An 18,487-nucleotide genomic window follows, 5' to 3' on the forward strand; every position below is an offset into this window, starting at 1 on the left:
GCTGCGGTTATGGTGCAACACGTCCCGGAGAGCCGCGCGTCGGACGGCATCTCGTGCGATGTGCACTTCACGGACGTGTTCAAGCTGCTCGGCAAACGCTGGAACGGCATGATCATCGTCGCCCTGCTGCAGCGGCCCGCGCGGTTCGGCGAGCTGGCCAAGATGATCTCAGGAATCACCGACGGCATCCTCACCGATCGCCTTCGCGAGTTGATGGCGGCGAAACTCGTGGAGCGCCAGCTTGCCGAGGGTCCGACCACAGCGGTCCTCTACCGGCTCACGCCTGTCGGCGAAGATCTGCGCGGGGCATTCCACGAGCTCCATGCCTGGGCCGGTCGCAACGACATCGGCAACGACTGCGACGCCTGACCGCCGGCGATGGCCCCGGGCCGGCCGGGGCCAGGTGGCCTACCGGCGGACGAGGTCGATGAGCTCGGCATAGAGAGCGAGCTCCTCGTCGATCCCGAGTTCGTCGCCCCCGGTGGAGGCGAACAGCACGTGGTCGACGCCCGTGCCCTCGAGCCCGGCCAGATCGTCGGCGATCTGACGCGGCGAGCCGCCGAGAAACGGCCGTTCGCCGCCCAACGCCTTGGCGGTGAACGGCACATTGGCCCGGGCGACCACGGTGACCGACGCCGGGTCACGTCCGAACTCCGCAACGGCCGACCGGAATGCCGTGGTCAGGCCCAGCAGCATGTCCCGCGACATCGCCACCGGATTGAGCCCGTCGGCGATGCGGGCGGCCCTCCGCACGCCACCGGGAGTCATGGCGCCGAGCAGGATCGGTACGCGTGCCTGGACCGGCTTGGGGTTGATCTCCGACTCGGCGATGTGGGTGAACGTGCCGTCGTACGAGACGGGATCCGGCCCCCAGCAGGCCCGCATGGCGGCGACGACCTCGTCCATGCCGGGCCCGATCCGGCTCATCGGCACGCCGGCCGCGGCGAACTCCTGCGGCATCCAGCCCTGACCGAGCCCGGCGATGACCCGGCCGCCGCTGAACTGGTCGAGGGTGGCGAACCGTTTGGCCAGGACGGCGGCCGGGTGCAACAGGGCGTCGATGATGCTGGTGCCGAGCTTGACCCGGTGCGTGAGTGCGGCCACATAACTCAGCGTCTCCAGCGGCTCGTAGGTGAGCCGGTACACCTCGGGCACCGGTTGCGGCTCACCGCCGCCCATCGAAACGGGCGCGGTCGGCCGCAGCAGCCTTTCGTAGGTCCACACCGAATCGTACCCGAGCCGCTCCACTTCCTGTGCGACGCGGGCGATGTTGGCGGGGCCGGCCAGCGGGCCGGATGTAGGCAGGGCGATACCTAGTTCCATGCCGACACCGTACTATATTTTTAATAGTTAACTCTATTAGTAAGAGCAGTACGTTGTCACTTGCCGACGCCCTCCGTGAGGCCGCGCAGGAACTGGCGCTGACCGATCAGGAACAGCACGATCGTCGGCAGCGCGGCCATGCTCAGCCCCGCCAGCATCACCGGCCAGTCGGTGAGCAGGCGGCTCTGCATGGCCATCAGCCCGACCGGCAGCGTCTTCAGCGAGTCGTCACTGACGAACACCAGCGCGAACGCGAACTCGTTCCACGCGAACAGCGCCTGCAGCAACGCCGCCGACACCAGGATCGGCCGCGACATCGGCAGGATGATCCGCCAGAAGATCTGCGTGCTGGAGGCCCCGTCGATGGTGGCCGCCTCGTCCACGGACCGCGGCAGCTCGATCATGTACGCCCGGATCAGAAAGATCGTGAAAGGCACCCGAAAAGCGGTATAAAGCACGATCAATGCCCAGTACGTGTCGAAGAGTCCGATCGACGTCAAGAGGCGGAAAAGCGGGATCAGCGCCACCGTCGGCGACAGCAGCAGCCCGCCCAGCACCAGCAACGCCACCCCGTTGCCGAACGGCAGCCGCAATCGGCACATCCCGTAAGCCGCCCACGCGCTGATCAACGTCGTGGCCACGATCGTCGCCGAGGTGACGATCACGCTGTTGGTGAAGTAGCGGACGACACCCAGGTCCCAGGCCCGCGCCCAGTTCTCCCAGCGCAGCTCGCCAGGCAGCCCCCACGGCTGATTGAAGATCTCCTGGTTGTCCTTGAACCCGCTGAGCACCATCCACAGCACCGGATAGAGCACCGCCACCCCGAACCCGGCCAGCAGGCTCCACCCCAGCAGCCGCGCCACGACGGTCCGCACCCGTACGGGCGTCCCGGTGCGCGCCCTGGTCCCGTGCGCCGAGCCCGCCGGGCGGGTCAGGCTGGTCGAGCTCATGTGTCGTACCTCCGGCGGCGGGAGAAGGCCAGTTGCGCGGCCGCGATGGCGAACGTGATGACGAAGATCACCGTGGCGACAGTGGCCGCGTAGCCCATGTCGTCCTCCATGAACGCCTTGCGGTACAGCCACGTGCCGAGCACCTGGCTGGAGTTGTCCGGCCCGCCGGCCGTCATCACCATGACCTCGTTGAACACCAGGAAGGCGCCCGAGATCGTGAGGATGACCACCAGCGTCGTCATCTCCCGGACCATCGGCAGCGTGATCGAGAAGAACGTACGCACCGGGCCGCCGCCGTCGACCTTGGCGGCCTCGTAGTACTCGCGGGGGATGCGCTGGATCGCCACGACGAACAGCACGGCGGTGTAGCCGACCGACTGCCACTGGCTCATCGCGATGACGCTCCAGATGGCCGACCCCTCCTCGCCCAGCCACGCCCTGGCCAGGTGGCCGAGGCCGAGGCCGTTGAGCGCCCCGTTCAGCAGGCCGTAGCGAGGGTTGTACAGGAAGGAGAACAGCACGCCCACGACCGTGATCGACATCGCGGCCGGGATGAAGTAGAGCGTGCGCAGCAGCCCGCGCATCCGCCGCCCGACCAACTCCTCCAGCAGCGCGGCCAGCACCAGCGACAGCCCGCCCTGGAAGATCAGCGAGACCACGGCGTAGGCGGTGTTGTTCCCCAGCGCCCGCCAGAACACCGGGTCGCCGAACGCCTCGGCGTAGTTGTCCAGGCCCACGAACCGGGGCTCGGGCGAGAAGGCGTTCCAGGAGAACAGGCTCAACCGCAGGTTGTCGGCGATCGGGTAGTAGACGAACACCAGCAGGAGGACGACGGCGGGCAGCACCCAGGCCCAGGTCCGCCACCGCCTCAGCATGGTCACCCGACGTCCTTCTTGGCCTTGGCCGCCGCCTTCTGGACGCCGGCCATGACCTGCTCGGCAGTGCGGGAGCCCGACAGCATGCCCTCGACTCCCGACAGGTAGGCACTGGCGACCTCGGCGTTCGTGATCGTGTCCAGCCAGACGGCGAAGCTGCCGGCCTTGTCGATGTCCTGCAGGGCGTCGGTGAGCTGCGGGTAGGAGTTCGCGGCGGTGGCCGAGCCCTTGACCGGGCTGAGCCAGCCGATGTCCTTGGTCATCGTGGCCGCGTTCTCCTTGCTGGACAGGAACTTCAGGAAGTCCACGGCCAGGCCCGCGTTCTTGCTCTGGCCGTTGACCAGGAAGCCGTCGGGGGCGCCGGTCAGCGCGTCGGTGTCGCCGGGAGCGCTCGCCGGAGCGGGCAGGCGCAGGAAGCTCCAGTCGAGCTTCGACTTGTTGAGCACGTCGAACTCGACCGACTCCAGGTAGTGCATGGCCGCCTTCCCGTCCAGGAACTGCGCCTGCGCGGTCTCGTGCGACAGGCCGTTGGCGTCCTTGGTGCCGCAGCGGGACACCAGGTCGGCGAACTGCTTGAGCGCCGTGACGTAGCCGGGGTCGGTGAAGGCGCCGGTTGCCGGGGCGTAGTCGGTGGCCAGCGTCTTGGCCGACACGTCATAGGCGTTCAGCTGGGTGATGAAGTGGATGGCCGCCCAGCCGTACTGGTTGCCGAAGGCGATGGGCTGCGTGCCCGCGGCCTTGAGCGTGTCGCAGGCGGTCAGCAGCTCCTCGAACGACTTGGGCACCTGCACGCCGGCCTTGGTGAAGACCGCCTTGTTGTAGGCGAGGTACTTGGCGTCGAGGTCGATCGGCATGCCGTAGTACTTGCCGCCGTACTGGAACGTCTTCAGCGCGGCCGGCGCGAACGTCGAGCCCCACGGGGTGTCCGGGCCGATGACGCCGGTCAGGTCGGCGGCCAGCCCGGCCCGGACGAACTTGTTGGCGAAGTCGCCCGCCCACGAGAAGTAGATGTCCGGCAGGTCCTTCGACGCCGTGAGCACCCGGATCTTGTCCTTGTACGGCTGGTCGCCGACCTGTTCGAGCTTGATGTCGACCTTCGGGTTGGCCGCCTTGTAGGCCGCCACGACCTTCTCGAAGTAAGGCGCGTACTTCGGATCGGCGAACTTGGTGACCATCGTCAGCGTGCCCGACTTCTCCTTGGGCGCCGACAGATCGGCCTTCGCGGGCGCGCCGGCGGAACCGCCACCGCAACCGGCGGTGACCAGCGCGGTACCGAGGAGCAGCGCGGTCCAGCGATGCGTGTTCATGAGGTCTCCTTGGTGCTTGGCAGGGGGGCTTCGTGTCCGAAGGCGCCGTAGGAGGTACAGGCGTGGGAGGCGTAGGCGGTGGCCGCGACGGCGAGCGCGGGCAGGTCCTCGCCGCGGGCGAGACCGACCAGGAGGCGGGCGATGAACGCGTCCCCGGCCCCGAGCGTGTCCACCACGGCGACGGGCTCGGCCGCGCCCCAGACGACCACGTCCTCGGCGACCGCTAAGACGTCGCCAGCCCGGTCGCCGGTCCCGACGCCGGTCCCGGCGCCCCCGGCAGCTCCGGCGATCCCGGCACCTTCGGTGGCTTCGGAGACGAGGACGGCGCCGTGGGCGCCGAGGGTCACCGCCACCGTGGCCGGGCCGAGCGCCCGTACCCTCCGGGCCAGCGCGAGCGCCTCGTCCCGCGAGCCGGACGGGCTGGACAGGATCGCGATCCCGGCGTGCCGGGCATGCGCCTCGACGTACTCCCACGGGCGTTCGGAGAAGTCGAACGACAGCCGCCTGGCGTGCGCGGCCAGCTCGTCGAGCTGGCCCTCCAGGAACGAGCACTCGCCGGTGTGCACGATGTCGGCCGCCGCGAGCCGTACCAGATCCGCGGGGGAGAGGCGGAACCGCGAGACGCCCTCGCGCCCGCCGGTGAACTTGCGCTCGCCCGCGACGAGCCGGACGGTGGCGGCGGCGTTCGGCCCGTCCACCGTCCGGAGCAGTGACAGGTCCACGCCTTCGGCGGCCAGCGCGTCGCGCACCACGCGCCCGGCCTCGTCGGTGCCGACCGCGCCCAGGTAGCCCGACTCGGCGCCCGTACGGCGGGCGTGCACGGCGACGTTGACGGCGTTGCCGCCCGGATACATGACGCCGAGGTCGGGATAGCAGTCGACGACGTTGTCCCCGACGGCCACCAGGCGAATCAAGCGCGGCTCCACACGTTCTCCTGTGACTGGGAAGGTTCTCACTCGCTTGAGTGAGAACGTTCTCAATCGCTGAGACGCATGTCAATAGCCCCTGCGAAATCCGCTACGGTGATCGCCACTCGTCAGTGGGAGCATGATGGTCTGGACAGGATCTAGCAGCCCGGGGGTGCGGATGAGCGGCAGCGCTCGGCGCAGCATGCCGTCGATCGAGGTCGTCGCCAAGGAGGCCGGGGTCTCCACCGCGACGGCCGGGCGGGCGCTCGGCGGCTACGGCTCGGTGAGCGGCAAGAGCCGCGAGGCGGTGCTGGCCGCCGCCGAACGGCTCGGCTACCGGGCCAACAGCCTGGCCCGCAGCATGATCACCGGGTTGACCCACACGCTCGGCGTCCTCGTACCCGACATCGAGAACCCGTTCTTCTCCCGCGCCCTGCGCGGCGTCGCCGACGTGGCGCACGAGCGCGGCTGGGAGGTGCTGCTGGTCAACACCGACGAGGACCTCTCGCTCGAACGCAAGGCGCTCGGCGTGCTCACCGAGCGGCGCGTCGACGGCCTCGTCGTCGCGCCCACCGACACCGCCGACCGCGACGCCCTGCAGGGCGTCATCGACGCCGGGATCCCGATCGTCCTGCTCGACCGGCGCGTCCCGGGTCTCGACGCCGACACCGTCGGCATCGACAACCGCGCCGCCGCCAAGGACGCCACCGAACGCCTGCTCGCGCTGGGACACCGCTCCATCGCCTTACTGACCGGCGGCGATGAGAAGCTGCGGCCCCGGCTCGCCCGCCCGGGGCTGCGCGGGGTCGAACGCCTGGGCGCCACCACGGTCGGCGCCCGCGCGGCCGGATACCGCGACGCGTTGCTCGAAAAGGGCATCGAACCCCGGCCCGAGCTGGTCAGCGCCGAGGGCTTCCGCAGGGAGGACGCCGCCGCGGCCACCACCCGCCTGCTCGCGCTGCCCGACCCGCCGACCGCGATACTCGCCCTGGACAGCCTGCTCGCGCTGGGGGTGCTGCAGGCGCTGAAGCGACTGGGGCTGCGCTGTCCCGCCGACGTGTCGCTGGTGGGCTTCGACGACGCCGACTGGGCGGAGGCGATCTCCCCGCCGCTCAGCGTGGTGGCCCAGCCGGTGTACGAGCTGGGGGCGGAGGCGGGCCGCCTGCTCCTGGACCGCGTCCACGGCACCGACCGCCGCCCCGTACACCGCCGCCTGCCCACCCGGTTCATCGAACGCGACTCGGCCGAGTCTGTCAGGACGCCCGCCACGTCGACGCCTCCTTGAGCCCTCGAGGCCGCCGTCGGCCTGCACCGGGAGCCGACCGAACGGACGGTGACCACATGACGGCGCTGCCGCTTCCCTCTCCCAAATCGCCGGGTTAACCTGCTGACTGAACGTCCGGTAGGTAATTCATCGAGGAGGGACCCCGCGGTGACTCCACTACGCAGCTACGTGTCCGGCCGGTGGCAGGTCCCGCCGGACGAGGGTGTGCCGTTGAAGGACGCCGTGACGGGCGAGGAGGTGGCCCGCGTCTCCGCGACCGGCGTCGACCGGGCGGCGGCGCTGGCGTACGGCCGCGGGGTGGGCGGTCCCGCGCTGCGGGAGCTGACCTTCCACCAGCGCGCCGCGCTGCTGAAGGCGCTGGCGCTGCACCTGCGCGAGCACCGCGAGGAGCTGTACGCGCTGTCCGCCCGCACCGGCGCCACGCTCGCCGACTCGCGCTTCGACGTGGACGGCGGCATCGGCGTGCTGTTCTCCTACGCGAGCAAGGCCAAGCGCGAGCTGCCCAACGACACCATCCTGGTCGAAGGCCCGGTCGAGCCGCTGAGCAAGGGCGGCACCTTCGTCGGGCAGCACGTCTGCACGCCGCTGCCGGGCGTCGCGGTGCAGATCAACGCCTTCAACTTCCCCGTCTGGGGGCCGCTGGAGAAGCTCGCGCCCGCGTTCGTGGCCGGGATGCCCAGCCTGATCAAACCGGCCAGTCAGACGGCCTACCTGACCGCTCGCCTGGTGGAGCTGGTCGCCGAGTCCGGCATCCTGCCAGACGGGAGCGTGCAACTGCTCTGCGGGGAGGCGGGTGACCTGCTCGACCACCTGACCGAGCAGGACCTGGTGGCCTTCACCGGGTCGGCGTCCACCGCGCTGCGGCTGCGCCACCACCCGGCCGTGACCGGCCGCTCGGTCCGCTTCAACGCCGAGGCCGACTCACTGAACTGCTCGATCCTCGGGCCCGACGCCCGTCCGGGGACGGCCGAGTTCGACCTGTTCGTCAAGCAGCTCGTCACCGAGATGACCGTCAAAGCCGGGCAGAAGTGCACCGCGATCCGCCGCGCGCTGGTCCCCGCCGAGGTGATCGACGACGTCGCCGAGGCGACCGCGGAGCGGCTGGCGCGGGTGAAGGTCGGCAACCCGGCCAATCCGGACGTACGCATGGGCGCGCTGGCCGGCCTGGAGCAGCGCGAGGAGGTCCGGCGCGCGCTCAAGGCGCTGCTGGACGCGAGCCGTCTCGTCTACGGCAGCCCCGACCGGGTGGACGTGATCGACGCGGACGCCGAACGCGGCGCGTTCCTGTCACCGATCCTGCTGCGCGCCGACGACCCCGAACGCGGCGAACCGCATGAGGTGGAGGCGTTCGGACCGGTCAGCACCCTGCTGCCCTACCGCACGGCCGAGCAGGCCGTCGAGCTGGCCGCGCGGGGACAGGGCAGCCTGGTCGGGTCGATCGTCACCGCGGACCCGGCCTTCGCCCGGCAGGTGATCATCGGCGCCGCCCCCTGGCACGGGCGGCTGCTGGTGCTGAACGAGGAGGACGCCAAAGAGTCCACCGGGCACGGCTCCCCGCTGCCCGCCCTCATTCATGGCGGCCCCGGCCGGGCCGGCGGGGGCGAGGAGATGGGCGGCGTCCGGGGCGTACTCCACCACATGCAGCGCACCGCGGTGCAGGCCGGGCCGTCCATGCTCAGCGCGCTGACCGGACGCTGGGTGCCCGGCGCGCCCCGGACCGACGGCGAGCACCCGTTCCGCAAGCATCTGGGACGGCTGAAGGTGGGGGACACGGTGGTGGCGGGGCCGCGCACCGTGACCCTCGACGACATCGAGCACTTCGCCGAGTTCACCGGCGACACCTTCTACGCCCACATGGACGAGGAGGCGGCCCGCGCAAACCCCTTCTTCGGCGGCCGGGTCGCGCACGGCTATCTCGTGCTGTCGTTCGCGGCCGGGCTGTTCGTCTCGCCCGACCCCGGCCCGGTGCTGGCCAACTACGGGCTGGAGAACCTGCGCTTCCTCACCCCGACCTTCCCCGGCGACGCCCTGACCGTGACCCTCACCGCCAAGCAGATCACACCCCGCGAGGACGCCGACTACGGCGAGGTGCGCTGGGACACCGAGGTCACCAACCAGGACGGCGCCGTGGTCGCCAAGTACGACGTGCTCACCTTGGTGGCCAAGCGCTGACCGCGCTGCTTGAGGCGCTGGTCGCCAAGGGCTGATCGTGCTGCTTCAGCCGCTGGTGGCCAAGGGCTGACCGCGCTGCCTCAGCCGCGTCCCGACCAGTAGGCCGTGGCGCGCCGCCACGCCGCGTCGCCGACCGCCCGGCCGAGGGCGCGGCCCTGCAGATCGCCGGCGCGGAAGTGGATGCCGCCGTACCTGCGCGACATCCCGGCCTCGTCGGCGGCGTCGCTGAAGGTACGCCAGCGCAGCGTCACGTCGTTCGCAGGGCTCACCCCCGGCTCCACCAGCGACGAGCCCGCCGCGATCACCGTCGAGCCGCCGAACGCGTCGCCGCCGGTGAAGCGCCGCAGCACCTCGGCCGCGGCCGCGCTGAACGTGCTGTGGCCGGAGACGTACTCGGCGAACGGCGGCGTCGGGAACGTCGGCACCTGGTAGGGCACCCATGTCGAGCCGTCGATCACCCGGCCGCCCCAGGTCGCGATCTGCTGCCCCTGATACAGGAAGCGGACTGCGGTGATCGGGCGTACCGAGTCGTAGTGCCGCTTGACCTCCCAGGAGGCGATCCCGGCGTCCTGGACCGAGTTGGCCAGCGCGAAGAACATCTTCACGTCCTGGTCGAGGCTGTGCCCGTCACGCAACGAGATCTGCTGGGCGAACAGGCACCAGTGTCCCGGCGGCGTCTCGCTGCTCGGGCCGTCGGCCCAGTATTCCGCGATCGCCTTCTGGTGGTCGGTCAGCGCGGCGGTGCCCGCCACGATCTCGGCGGCCTGCGCACGGTAGGCGGCCGTGCCGTACGTCGCGGGCGCGGGCACGCCGCCGGCCAGGTCGCGCGCGCGACCGCTGAAGGAGGCGACCCCGCCCCAGTGCGGCGCCAGGAACGGCGGCGTGACCACCACACCCGCCTTGTTGCGGTATGTGAGCGGCTGCCACCGGCTCGGATCGTTGACCGTGGTCAGCGGGTCGGCGACCACCATCGGGGCGTTGACCGGCGCGTAGCCGGTGGTGTCGGCGTAGCCGCCGAGCTGGTTGGCGCCGTCGGCGTGCCGGTATTCGAGCACCGCCGTGCAGGCGGCCAGACCGGTGCGGGCCGGCTGGCTGGACTGGTCGGCCGGGTCGTAGCCCAGCTCGGTCATCAGCGCGTCGAACCCGGCCCGCTGCGCCGGATAGAGATCGACGGCCGCCTGATGGGCCGCGTAGCTGATCGCCTGCGCCCGGTTCGCCGCGGTCCGCTCGGCCGCGGGCCGCCGCAGCGACCCGCCCAGCCGGGTGCCGACGGCGACCGGATCGTAGGCGGCCCACGCGTCATAGGCGCAGGTGTGCACGGTGGCCAGCGCCCTGGCCGCCAGCGGCGGGCCCAGCGTGCCGCCGCGCACCGCCGCCAGCAGCGCGGTGTTCCACCTGACCACCACGTTGGGCTGCGAAGTCGCCGCCGCCGGGTGCGCGGGTAAGGCGGGCACGACGAGCGCGGTGGCGGTCACCAGGGTGAGCGCGATCGCGCGTAAGGACGATGGGACGGGCATGGCATGTCTCCTCGCGTTGCGGGCCCCCGTGCGCCCGGTAGAGAGAGGCTTCCATGGTCGAACTCACTTTCGAGCTATCCCGTCGGTAAGAGCTGCCTTCCCACGCGTCGGGGATCCGCGGCGGCGTGCGGCGTTTGACACCCTTATGGCTAACCGCTATCTATTGGCTAACCGTTAGAGGGTGGGTGCATGCTCACCAATGAGCCGTCTCGCACGAGCGTTTGCCGACGGGCGCCCGGCTGCCGACTACATCGATGCGATCTGCCGGAAAGGGGGCATGAAGTGGCATTTGCCGCCGCCGGTGTTCGGCGATTCATGGTGGACACGGGGGAGCCCCGCGGATGGGTGTCCCCCAGGACAGACCTGGTGATGGCGCTGCTCGGCATCTGGTTCGGGGTCGGACTGATGATCGACGCGTGGGCGCACAGCAACCTGGCGAAGCTGGAGACGTTCTTCACGCCGTGGCACGCGGTGTTCTATTCCGGTTTCGCCGTGGTCTCCGGCTGGATCATCTGGCAGGTGTGGCGCAACGTGCGCGCCGGGCGGCAGGGGCCGGCGGCCGTCCCCACCGGTTATCTCGCCGGGCTGGTGGCGATTCCCGCGTTCGCCGCCTTCGGACTCGCCGACATGATGTGGCACACCATCCTCGGCATCGAGACGACCATCAACATCTTTTTCAGCCCGTCACACCTCGGCCTCGTCGTGACGATGATGCTCATCATCACCACACCGCTGCGCTCGGCGTGGAACGCCCCCGACGTCGCCGCCCGGCCGTCGCTCGGCCGCCTGCTGCCCGCGCTGATCGGGCTCGCGTTCGCCACCACGCTGGTGTCGCTGTTCCTGTCGTACGGCGACGCCATGCAGTACCGCCCCGCGGGCATTGTCCAGGCGTTCTCCATGCTGCGGGACTCGGGTGCCGGGCAGCGGGGAGCCGGCCCCGGACCGGTGGGCCCGGGCGCCGACCGGGTGGCCGTCGCGATGGTCGTCACCAACGTCATCATGCTCAGCCCCGTGCTGTTCCTGGTGCGCCGCTGGCTGCTGCCGTTCGGCTCGGTGACCGTCATGTACACGATCATGGTGCTCATGCCGGGTGCCCAGACGGGGTTCCGCAACGTGCCGATCCTGTTGTCGTTCGTGGCCGCCGGGTTCGTGAGCGACCTGCTGATCCGCCGGCTGCGACCGTCGGGCGAGCGGCGCGCCGCCTACTGGGCCTTCGCCGGGCTGTCGGCCTTCGCCACCTGGTCGCTGTACCTCGGGGTCGCCTCGGTCGCGGGGGGCGGCCTGCCCGCCGTGCCGGAGCTGTGGACCGGCGCGCCGGTCGTCGCCGGGCTGATCGGGCTGGCGCTCGGGGTGCTGCTCCTGCCCAACGCGGTCATCGCCGAGCCGGTTCCGCCCAGCGCGGCCGGCCGTCCGGGCCCTCACGGACGCTGAACGTGCCGATGCGCCTCCTGGTGCTGGGTCAGGAGGCGCACGTTTCGGCGGCCCGCCCTGTGCGGGTTCAGCGGGCGTATTCCTGGAGGCCCTCAGCCATGTGCGGTGGGTGGGGCCGGCCCATGCTTGCCGTACTAGAAGATCGCCTTTCGCATGAAACGGATAGCCGCGCTGAGACAGCCCCACCCCGATGGGATCAGTAATCCACCTGGAACATGTAGTTGCGCTTGTCCAGGTCGTGGCCGCGCACGGCCTCGTAGTGGCGGGCCAGCCGGTCCATGAGCACGGCGATCGCCAGCGCGGACACCTCGCCGCGCAGCGCCTTCGGGATGCCGGGCAGCGTGAGGTCCGCCGTGTCGATGTGGAAGGTCTTCTTGGTCGCATACGTGTCGAGGAAGCGCTTCGCCCGTTCGGCCATGGCCCGCGACGGGTCCTCGCCGAGCAGGTTGATCACTGCCACGTCGTCATTGATCACCTCGAACGCGCCCTGGAAGAACTCGCCCGAGTTGAAGCCCGCCGCGTGCTTCCACTGCATCTCCTGCAGGAAGCACATGGCCAGTCCGTAAGCCCAGCCATAGCTGGGGCCCGAGCCGAGCACATAGGTGATCGGCTCGTCCTTCAGCGCCTCGGCGATGACCCGCGCCCGCTCCTCACCCTCGTGCGCGGTGGCGACCATGGCGTCCGGGAGCGCGTCGAGGGCCTGGTCGAGCAGCGCCCAGTCGCGTTCCACCCCTGACCTGCGCAGCAGGGCATAAGCCGCCAACTGCATGAACAGGTCGCTCTTGCCGGTGAAGGCCACGTCGGCCGCCTCGGCGAGCGGGCCGCCCTCCTTGGTCACCACGGCCACGGTCGCGCCGGTGCTCTTGGCGTACCGCGCGGCGGCGACGGTCTCCTTGGTCTTGCCGGTGTACGAGGCGAGGAAGACAAGGGAGCCGTCGCCCAGGCGCCGCGGACGGCCGGTGTTGAGCTCGTCGCTCTGCAGCTTGTAGACGGGCCAGGTGCCTTCGTTCTCGAGCAGGTAGTGGCCCGGGTAGGCGGCGATGAGCGAGCCGCCGGCGCCCACGAAGAACACGTTGCGCAGGCCCCTGTCGATGGCGCCCGAGACGAGCTCGTCCAGCCGGGCGCGCTGGTCGAGCGTCTCGCGGGTCTTCTCGGCCAGGTCGGACTCGATCGGTTTGAGCGGCAGCAGGTCGGTCACGGATGTCTCCCCAGTCCTTTTGAGAACGTTCTCAGTCGTGCGTTGATAACGTTCTCACTCAGACGGAGAATGCGTCAAGAGGTTGCCCAGTCGGTCGAGAGTCGCGGCGGCCGGCCTCATCGGCACGGCCATCGAGTTTCGCTGTGCCTGCTCGCCCTTCCGGAGATGGGGGAGCAAGCTCTCTAGGCTTGTCACCCGGAGCGCCCCTCCAGCCGGTAGTACCTCGTGAGGCGGTACCGAGCTGGAGGACATGATGGCGGATGGGTTCGCCGAGTATGTCGGGCAACGACATGAGCGGTTGTGCCGTACGGCGTACCTGCTGACCAGGGACTGGGCGACAGCCGAGGACCTGGTGCAGACCGCGCTGGTCAAAGCGTGGGCGGTGTGGCGCAGGATCGAGGCCGACCCCGACCGGTACGTGTACCGGATCCTCGTCAACACGCACGCCTCGTGGTGGCGGCGGCGCTGGCGGAACGAGGTGCCGACCGACGTGCTGCCCGAGGGCCCGATCGAGCCGGACTTCGAGACGAGTGTCGCGGAACGCTCGGCCCTCTGGGTGGCGGTCGGCGACCTGCCGCCCCGGCAACGCGCGGCCCTCGTCCTGCGTTACTTCGACGATCTGACCCCGCAGCAGGTGGCCGACGCGCTCGGCTGTTCGGTCGGCAGCGTGAAAAAGCAGCTCAGCAGGGCGCTGGCACGGCTGCGCGTGGATCCCGCCCTGCACGACCTGAAGATGGAGGCGCTTCAATGACCCGGTACACCGAGGACGACCTGCGGGTGGCGTTCACCGAGCACAGCGCCCGCGACCACGGGCGGGCGCCCCTGGTGAGCGAGATCAGGCGGCGGGGAGCCAGGACACGGCTGCGCAGGCGGGTGACGGCGGGCGCGGCGCTGGCGGGGGCCACCGCGGTGGTCGTGACCCTGACGGGGGCCACCGCGGCGGTCGGGACTCTGGCCGGCCGCGTGGTGCCGTGGCTCGGCGATCCGACGGCGGGCTCCACGTCACACGTCCTGACAGCGCCCGGACTCCCGCGGACCGTGACGAGCCCGCAGGGGCCGCTGTCGTTGCTCGTCGGCCAGACCTACCAGGCCGTGGGGGAGAGGGTGCGGGTCACGTTCCGGCCGACCAGCGTCTACACCGGCTTCGCGATCAAGTGCGCTGATCCGAAGGTGTGGCTGCTGGTGCGGGATGCGCGGGCCACCTGGAGCAATTTCGGCCGCTGCGGCGTACGAGGGAGCGGCCTCGACCTCCAGCACAACGAGACGTCCGTGACACCGGACTGGCTGCGGACACCGCAGACCTTGGAGATCTGGGTCTTCCCCGCCGACACGCCGATCACCGGCTCGCCCAGTTGCACCCTCGCCGACCGGCGGGAGGGGAGGTGCGATCGACCGTGGGATCGCGAGGCGGTCCCCAAGATGCCGGAACGGCTGGCGGCCGAGCTCGGCCCTCAGCAGGGCAGCACCTGGACGGTAGGGATCTATGACAAGGCCGGCTCATGACCCGCGTCCTGGCCGTCGTGCTGCGCCACCGTACCCGTTAGTCCAGCCAGATCCGGGCGAGGCGGCGGCGGGCGCGCGGGTCCTCGGTGAACGCGGTACGGCCGTGCAGGACCACGTCATTGTTGACGAGCAGGAGATCGCCCGGCCGTAACAAGAGGCGCAGCACCATGTCCTGATCGGCGAGGACCTCGTCGAAAGCATCCAGGGCGGCCACAGCGCTGGGCGACAGTGGTTTCTGGGCGGCTTCCTGACCGCGTTCGATCCAGTAGCGGTTGTATTGCACGCGGACCCGGCCCGCGTGCCGCCTGAAGACCGGATAGACGCGGTCGAAGTCGGAGACCGTGCCCGCGCCGAAGCGGAAGTCCTCGTACAGCTCCGGCAGCAGGTCGGGACGCTCGTCCAGCAGCCGGTCGTGTACGGCGTGGCCACTCACCAGCAGCGATTCTCCACCGCGAACGGCCGCGCGGAGGCAGAGCAGGCCGACCAGATGCGGCGGGCCGGGCGGGCCGCCCCGGTCGGTGTGGAAGGCGAGCCCCTGGTTGTCCATGCCTCTGCGCGGCTGGTTCGCGCCGGTGGTGACCAGGCCGGTCTTCTGGGCGCGTTGCGTACCGATGAGCGAGCCGAACGTGTAGCACAGCAGGTCGATCTGCTCCTCGGACCAGCCCTCGACCGGCCACCCCCGGATCACCACCAGACCGGGGCCCTCTTCGAGGGCGGCCTTGGCCCTCTTGGCCAGCAGCGTCAGCGCCGGGATGTGGAACTCCGGTTGCGCTCCGGTGAGTGGTTGGTCGATGGGGTGCAGCCAGTCCCGTTCGCGCAGGGTGGACCTGGTCCATGCCGCCGGGCCGCCTATCGGTGTCGCGTTGATCGGCATCGTGGTCTCCTGATGATCGTGCCACCTGTACTACGGCGTACCCGGCTCACCGGTGGCCCCGCACTGAAGCCTTTCACCCGGTCTCATGCGGCTTACGGGCGGTGAATCGAAATGATCTCCTCGGCGGAGCCGCCCGCTCGATCCGGACCTCCGTAAAGTCGGCCCTGCTCAGACGTCCGTCGAACGTGTCCGGATCGACCACCACCATGGTGTCGCCCACATGAAGCAGCCGAACACCAAGGGACATCCCGCTGTCGCTGCCCGCGAAGACGCCCCCGGGCCGCAAGACCCGGCAGGCCTCGGCGAAGAGCCGGTCCTGCAGCTCGGCGGACGGAATGTGGTGCAGCATCGTGAAGCACACGACGGCGCTGAACGAGTCGTCGCCGAACGGCATCGCCGAGCCGTCCCCCTGAACGATGGTCGCCCGGCCGCCCAGCGTGCGTTCCAGATCCTCGGCGAGTCGCGGATCGAGCTCGAGGGCTGTGAGCTTCGGAACGAGGCCGACCAGTGCCCGGGTGGTCGGCCCGTACCCCGGCCCGATCTCGAGCACATCGATATCGCGTTTCCGACAGACCCCTCAGCCGATGCGCCAGGAAGGCGCCCGCACGGGGTCGAAGATGAGCGCCTTCTCGTAGCAGCGGGTCAACGGCTGGTCCGTGTACCTCCCGTAGGGCTCGACACGCACGAATCCGCTGCTTTCGTACAGAGCGATCGCCTCTGGCTGCCTGACACCCGTCGCCAAGCGCACGGTCTGGTACCCCATGCTCTGGGCCAGGTCCTCCAGCGCCGTCAAGAGCATCCGGGCGATGCCCCGCCCACGGAATGCGGGCGCGACGTACATGCGCTTGAGCTCACCCGTGTCCGGACCCGCCGGCTGGATGGCGCCACACCCGGCGGCCCGGGCTCCGGCATAGGCGACGAGATAGCGAGCCTCCGCCTGAACAACAGACCGTCCCTCGGCTCCGTACCGGCTCACCAGCTCGGCGAACGCCGCATCGAGCAGCCCGCCCAGGTCGGCATCGGCAACGGTCCGTTCCTCGATCAGCATGCAGACATGTTATGAGCTGACTAATCCACCACCAATCGGTAGACAAGCAACAACCACGCCCGGCAGGGTCGCAGCCGCCGGCCCGATCGCGCAGCAAAACTCCCAGCTCACAGTACGAAACCGCGTTCCCGAGCAGGACAGGCTGACCAACGAGGCGCTGCGAAGAATGCGCAATTCAGTTCCTTGGGCCCACTGTTGGCATCCTTCACCGTCTGGGACGGGAGCCCGAGCAAGCGCTGGGGCCGGTGGAGTCGACTTCGACCTAGGCGATTGCCGGCCCGAAACTCAGCGGATGAAGCAGACGGGAAGGTTGCCCGTGATGGGGTCCTCGCCGTAGTCGGACCAGTCCGCGTCGCCCGCGAACCGAGTCCATTCCGCCCTACTGATGGTCTCCCGGCCAGGCATGCTCCCGCACAGGGTTTCCACCGGATCCGCGACGATCTCCCGCAGATCGGCGAGGTTCCACACGGACAACCCCCTGTCGGGGCTGGTCATCAGGGCGACTCGGCCATCAGCGCCTAGCGCCACGCTGTTGATCTCATGCGTGTATCCCTTCAAGTTGGCCAGCCGGACAGGGCGGGCCGGATCGGAAAGGTTCCACAGGAAACCCGTGCCACTGCCACCAGCCATGAGGGCGGTCTTGCCGTCCGGAGTCAAGGCCACGTCGTACATGTCCGTTGGGGGCAGGGCCAGCATGGCGGTGTGAGCCGGATGCGTCCGGTCGTCGAGTCTCCAGACATCAGCCTGGTTCGGGTTCGCAACGACGATCGTACGCCCGTCCGCGCTCATGGCCGTCGCCTCGGCGAAGCCGGCTGGAAGCGATAGATCGGCCCGTTTGACCGGCCGCACGGGGTCAGCCAGGTCCCAGACGATCACCGAATAGTCCTCGCCGCTGGTGACGGCGGTCCGGCCATCGGCGCTCAGCGTCACGTCTCGTACGTAAGAACGGTGGGCTTTGGTGATCGACAGGCGCACCGGATGAGAGGGGTTGGCCAGGTCCCACACGATGATGTTGCCGCTGAAATCGGCCGTCATGGCGATACGCGCGTCACGCGTCAATGCCACAGCCCGCACACTGTTCGCGAAATCGTCTTTCGGCTCACCCGGCAGAGTGGCGAGCCGGGCCGGATGCGCCGGGTCCGTCAGATCCCACACGATCGTGGTGCCATCGTCGCCGCCGATCAACGCGGTGCGGCCGTCGAATGACAACACCAGTGCGCTGACGTCTTTCTTGTTTCCCGTCAGGACGGCGAGCCGATCGGCTTTGTCGGTGAATGCGATCTCGGGATCAAGCCAGGTCCTGAGGTCCCACACGCCCACCCCATCGGCGTCCCCGGTGAGAGCGATCCGCCCGTCGCCGCTGAGAGCCACCCCATCGACGCCGCTACTGGCGAGCGAGTAGACGTCCGTACGACGCCACATGACGAGAGTGTCTATCAACCCCGCCCGGGTCTGCTCATCCGCGTGGATTTTGACCGCGGCCAATCCGAGATCCCGTGCTTTGGCCGGGTCGTCATCGCGGAGTTCCGCGGCATGCAGCGCGAGCCTGCGGGCCACCGCAACACGCTCCTGCGCCGATGCCCTCTCCTGCTCGCGCCACACCACCGACCCCATGACCACCAGGCAGACGACCAGCGAGGCGGCGAGCACGACAGGGAGCATTCTCCCGAGCGGTAAGCCGCATCCCTGCGCTTCGGCCGTGTCGTTCAACGTCTCTCCTTCAGAACCTCGGCAGGCCGTGAGACACGTCGGCTCGGACGGTCGGTGAACTTCTTCGAGTCAGAGTGGCAGGTACTTCGTGCTGTAAACGTACGTATAGCTTGCCCCACACACAGGACCACCCCCGATGCTCGAAGTGACTCTCTCACGTCAACGGCCTACTGCGCCATATTGAAAAATTGAAGTTGGTTGATACAGGAGAGGTCTCGGGCATCGAGCGACTTAGCTTAAGCGAATGAACTGTGGGCGAGAGGCGGGCAATCGCTGATATGGATCGAATTATTGGGGATATTCGCGCCGTCGAGGCGTAAGCATCAACCCATCGAAGAAGCACAAAGATACGGGCGGTTGAGACAGGCCGTAGCAGGCTCTTAGGC

17 protein-coding genes are annotated in these 18,487 nt (G+C 69.5%); 6 read left to right on the plus strand and 11 right to left on the minus strand.

What is annotated here, in order from left to right:
* The first annotated feature begins 75 nt into the window (after positions 1-75).
* Positions 76-369 (plus strand): helix-turn-helix domain-containing protein, encoded by a 294-nt coding sequence (locus tag KLK06_RS49280; RefSeq protein WP_214642688.1) that lies wholly within the window; start codon positions 76-78, stop codon positions 367-369.
* A gap of 39 nt (positions 370-408) precedes the next feature.
* On the opposite strand, the gene KLK06_RS49285 is transcribed toward KLK06_RS49280, so the two are convergent.
* The 5 genes from KLK06_RS49285 to KLK06_RS49305 are packed head-to-tail and all read right to left on the minus strand — an operon-like array spanning position 409 to position 5,381.
* A complete protein-coding gene (locus KLK06_RS49285) occupies positions 409-1,323 on the minus strand; it encodes a TIGR03619 family F420-dependent LLM class oxidoreductase (RefSeq protein ID WP_214642689.1) in 915 nt (304 codons plus the stop codon).
* A 56-nt stretch (positions 1,324-1,379) separates the two neighbouring features.
* Positions 1,380-2,273 carry a carbohydrate ABC transporter permease gene (locus KLK06_RS49290; RefSeq protein WP_214642690.1) on the minus strand — a complete coding sequence of 298 codons (894 nt, stop codon included), beginning with the start codon at positions 2,271-2,273 and terminating at the stop codon, positions 1,380-1,382.
* Entirely contained in the window at positions 2,270-3,148 is an 879-nt protein-coding gene (locus tag KLK06_RS49295; protein WP_214642752.1) for a carbohydrate ABC transporter permease, read from the minus strand. The genes KLK06_RS49290 and KLK06_RS49295 overlap by 4 nt, the downstream gene beginning before the upstream one ends.
* Positions 3,149-3,150: 2 nt before the next feature.
* Positions 3,151-4,455 (minus strand): ABC transporter substrate-binding protein, encoded by a 1,305-nt coding sequence (locus KLK06_RS49300; protein ID WP_214642691.1) that lies wholly within the window; start codon positions 4,453-4,455, stop codon positions 3,151-3,153.
* Entirely contained in the window at positions 4,452-5,381 is a 930-nt protein-coding gene (locus KLK06_RS49305) for a PfkB family carbohydrate kinase (protein ID WP_214642692.1), read from the minus strand. The genes KLK06_RS49300 and KLK06_RS49305 overlap by 4 nt, the downstream gene beginning before the upstream one ends.
* Before the next feature lie 160 nt (positions 5,382-5,541).
* Here KLK06_RS49305 and KLK06_RS49310 point away from each other — a divergent pair, with 160 nt between their 5' ends.
* Together KLK06_RS49310 and paaZ are read left to right on the plus strand one after the other, a co-directional pair.
* On the plus strand, positions 5,542-6,648 hold the full coding sequence (locus KLK06_RS49310) for a LacI family DNA-binding transcriptional regulator (RefSeq protein ID WP_214642693.1): 1,107 nt from the start codon (positions 5,542-5,544) through the stop codon (positions 6,646-6,648).
* A 147-nt stretch (positions 6,649-6,795) separates the two neighbouring features.
* Entirely contained in the window at positions 6,796-8,820 is a 2,025-nt protein-coding gene (gene paaZ, locus KLK06_RS49315) for a phenylacetic acid degradation bifunctional protein PaaZ (protein WP_214642694.1), read from the plus strand.
* An 80-nt stretch (positions 8,821-8,900) separates the two neighbouring features.
* Here paaZ and KLK06_RS49320 read toward each other — a convergent pair whose 3' ends face one another.
* Entirely contained in the window at positions 8,901-10,337 is a 1,437-nt protein-coding gene (locus KLK06_RS49320; RefSeq protein ID WP_214642695.1) for a vanadium-dependent haloperoxidase, read from the minus strand.
* Positions 10,338-10,682: 345 nt separating this feature from the next.
* Here KLK06_RS49320 and KLK06_RS49325 point away from each other — a divergent pair, with 345 nt between their 5' ends.
* Positions 10,683-11,768: a hypothetical protein gene (locus KLK06_RS49325; RefSeq protein ID WP_308168789.1), complete on the plus strand. Its 1,086-nt coding sequence runs from the start codon at positions 10,683-10,685 to the stop codon at positions 11,766-11,768.
* A 196-nt stretch (positions 11,769-11,964) separates the two neighbouring features.
* Here the strand turns inward: KLK06_RS49325 and KLK06_RS49330 are convergent, their stop codons facing one another.
* On the minus strand, positions 11,965-12,966 hold the full coding sequence (locus KLK06_RS49330) for an SIS domain-containing protein (protein WP_214642696.1): 1,002 nt from the start codon (positions 12,964-12,966) through the stop codon (positions 11,965-11,967).
* Between the two features lie 250 nt (positions 12,967-13,216).
* Here KLK06_RS49330 and KLK06_RS49335 point away from each other — a divergent pair, with 250 nt between their 5' ends.
* Both KLK06_RS49335 and KLK06_RS49340 read left to right on the plus strand, forming a co-directional pair.
* Positions 13,217-13,717, plus strand: coding sequence for a SigE family RNA polymerase sigma factor (locus KLK06_RS49335; RefSeq protein WP_250907231.1), 501 nt, complete (start codon positions 13,217-13,219; stop codon positions 13,715-13,717).
* On the plus strand, positions 13,714-14,469 hold the full coding sequence (locus tag KLK06_RS49340; protein WP_214642697.1) for a hypothetical protein: 756 nt from the start codon (positions 13,714-13,716) through the stop codon (positions 14,467-14,469). Before KLK06_RS49335 ends, KLK06_RS49340 begins: the two co-directional genes overlap by 4 nt.
* A 37-nt stretch (positions 14,470-14,506) precedes the next feature.
* On the opposite strand, the gene KLK06_RS49345 is transcribed toward KLK06_RS49340, so the two are convergent.
* From KLK06_RS49345 to KLK06_RS49360, 4 genes are all read right to left on the minus strand, one after another.
* Positions 14,507-15,343, minus strand: coding sequence for a TauD/TfdA family dioxygenase (locus KLK06_RS49345; protein ID WP_214642698.1), 837 nt, complete (start codon positions 15,341-15,343; stop codon positions 14,507-14,509).
* A 73-nt stretch (positions 15,344-15,416) separates the two neighbouring features.
* Entirely contained in the window at positions 15,417-15,899 is a 483-nt protein-coding gene (locus KLK06_RS49350) for a class I SAM-dependent methyltransferase (RefSeq protein WP_308168792.1), read from the minus strand.
* Positions 15,900-15,920: 21 nt separating this feature from the next.
* Complete coding sequence (locus tag KLK06_RS49355; RefSeq protein ID WP_214642700.1) at positions 15,921-16,391, minus strand: GNAT family N-acetyltransferase; 471 nt, start codon at positions 16,389-16,391, stop codon at positions 15,921-15,923.
* A gap of 285 nt (positions 16,392-16,676) precedes the next feature.
* Positions 16,677-18,101: a WD40 repeat domain-containing protein gene (locus KLK06_RS49360; RefSeq protein WP_214642701.1), complete on the minus strand. Its 1,425-nt coding sequence runs from the start codon at positions 18,099-18,101 to the stop codon at positions 16,677-16,679.
* Positions 18,102-18,487: the final 386 nt, after the last annotated feature.

This window comes from Nonomuraea sp. NEAU-A123 (assembly GCF_018603905.1).
GTDB lineage: Bacteria > Actinomycetota > Actinomycetes > Streptosporangiales > Streptosporangiaceae > Nonomuraea.

Excerpts from the sequence above, each read along its gene's own strand:
- KLK06_RS49285 (WP_214642689.1), bottom strand. The coding sequence starts at position 1,323 with ATGGAACTAGGTATCGCCCTGCCTACATCCGGCCCGCTGGCCGGCCCC.
- KLK06_RS49290 (WP_214642690.1), bottom strand. The coding sequence starts at position 2,273 with ATGAGCTCGACCAGCCTGACCCGCCCGGCGGGCTCGGCGCACGGGACC.
- KLK06_RS49295 (WP_214642752.1), bottom strand. The coding sequence starts at position 3,148 with ATGCTGAGGCGGTGGCGGACCTGGGCCTGGGTGCTGCCCGCCGTCGTC.
- KLK06_RS49300 (WP_214642691.1), bottom strand. The coding sequence starts at position 4,455 with ATGAACACGCATCGCTGGACCGCGCTGCTCCTCGGTACCGCGCTGGTC.
- KLK06_RS49310 (WP_214642693.1), top strand. The coding sequence starts at position 5,542 with ATGAGCGGCAGCGCTCGGCGCAGCATGCCGTCGATCGAGGTCGTCGCC.
- KLK06_RS49320 (WP_214642695.1), bottom strand. The coding sequence starts at position 10,337 with ATGCCCGTCCCATCGTCCTTACGCGCGATCGCGCTCACCCTGGTGACC.
- KLK06_RS49335 (WP_250907231.1), top strand. The coding sequence starts at position 13,217 with ATGATGGCGGATGGGTTCGCCGAGTATGTCGGGCAACGACATGAGCGG.
- KLK06_RS49340 (WP_214642697.1), top strand. The coding sequence starts at position 13,714 with ATGACCCGGTACACCGAGGACGACCTGCGGGTGGCGTTCACCGAGCAC.
- KLK06_RS49345 (WP_214642698.1), bottom strand. The coding sequence starts at position 15,343 with ATGCCGATCAACGCGACACCGATAGGCGGCCCGGCGGCATGGACCAGG.
- KLK06_RS49355 (WP_214642700.1), bottom strand. The coding sequence starts at position 16,391 with ATGCTGATCGAGGAACGGACCGTTGCCGATGCCGACCTGGGCGGGCTG.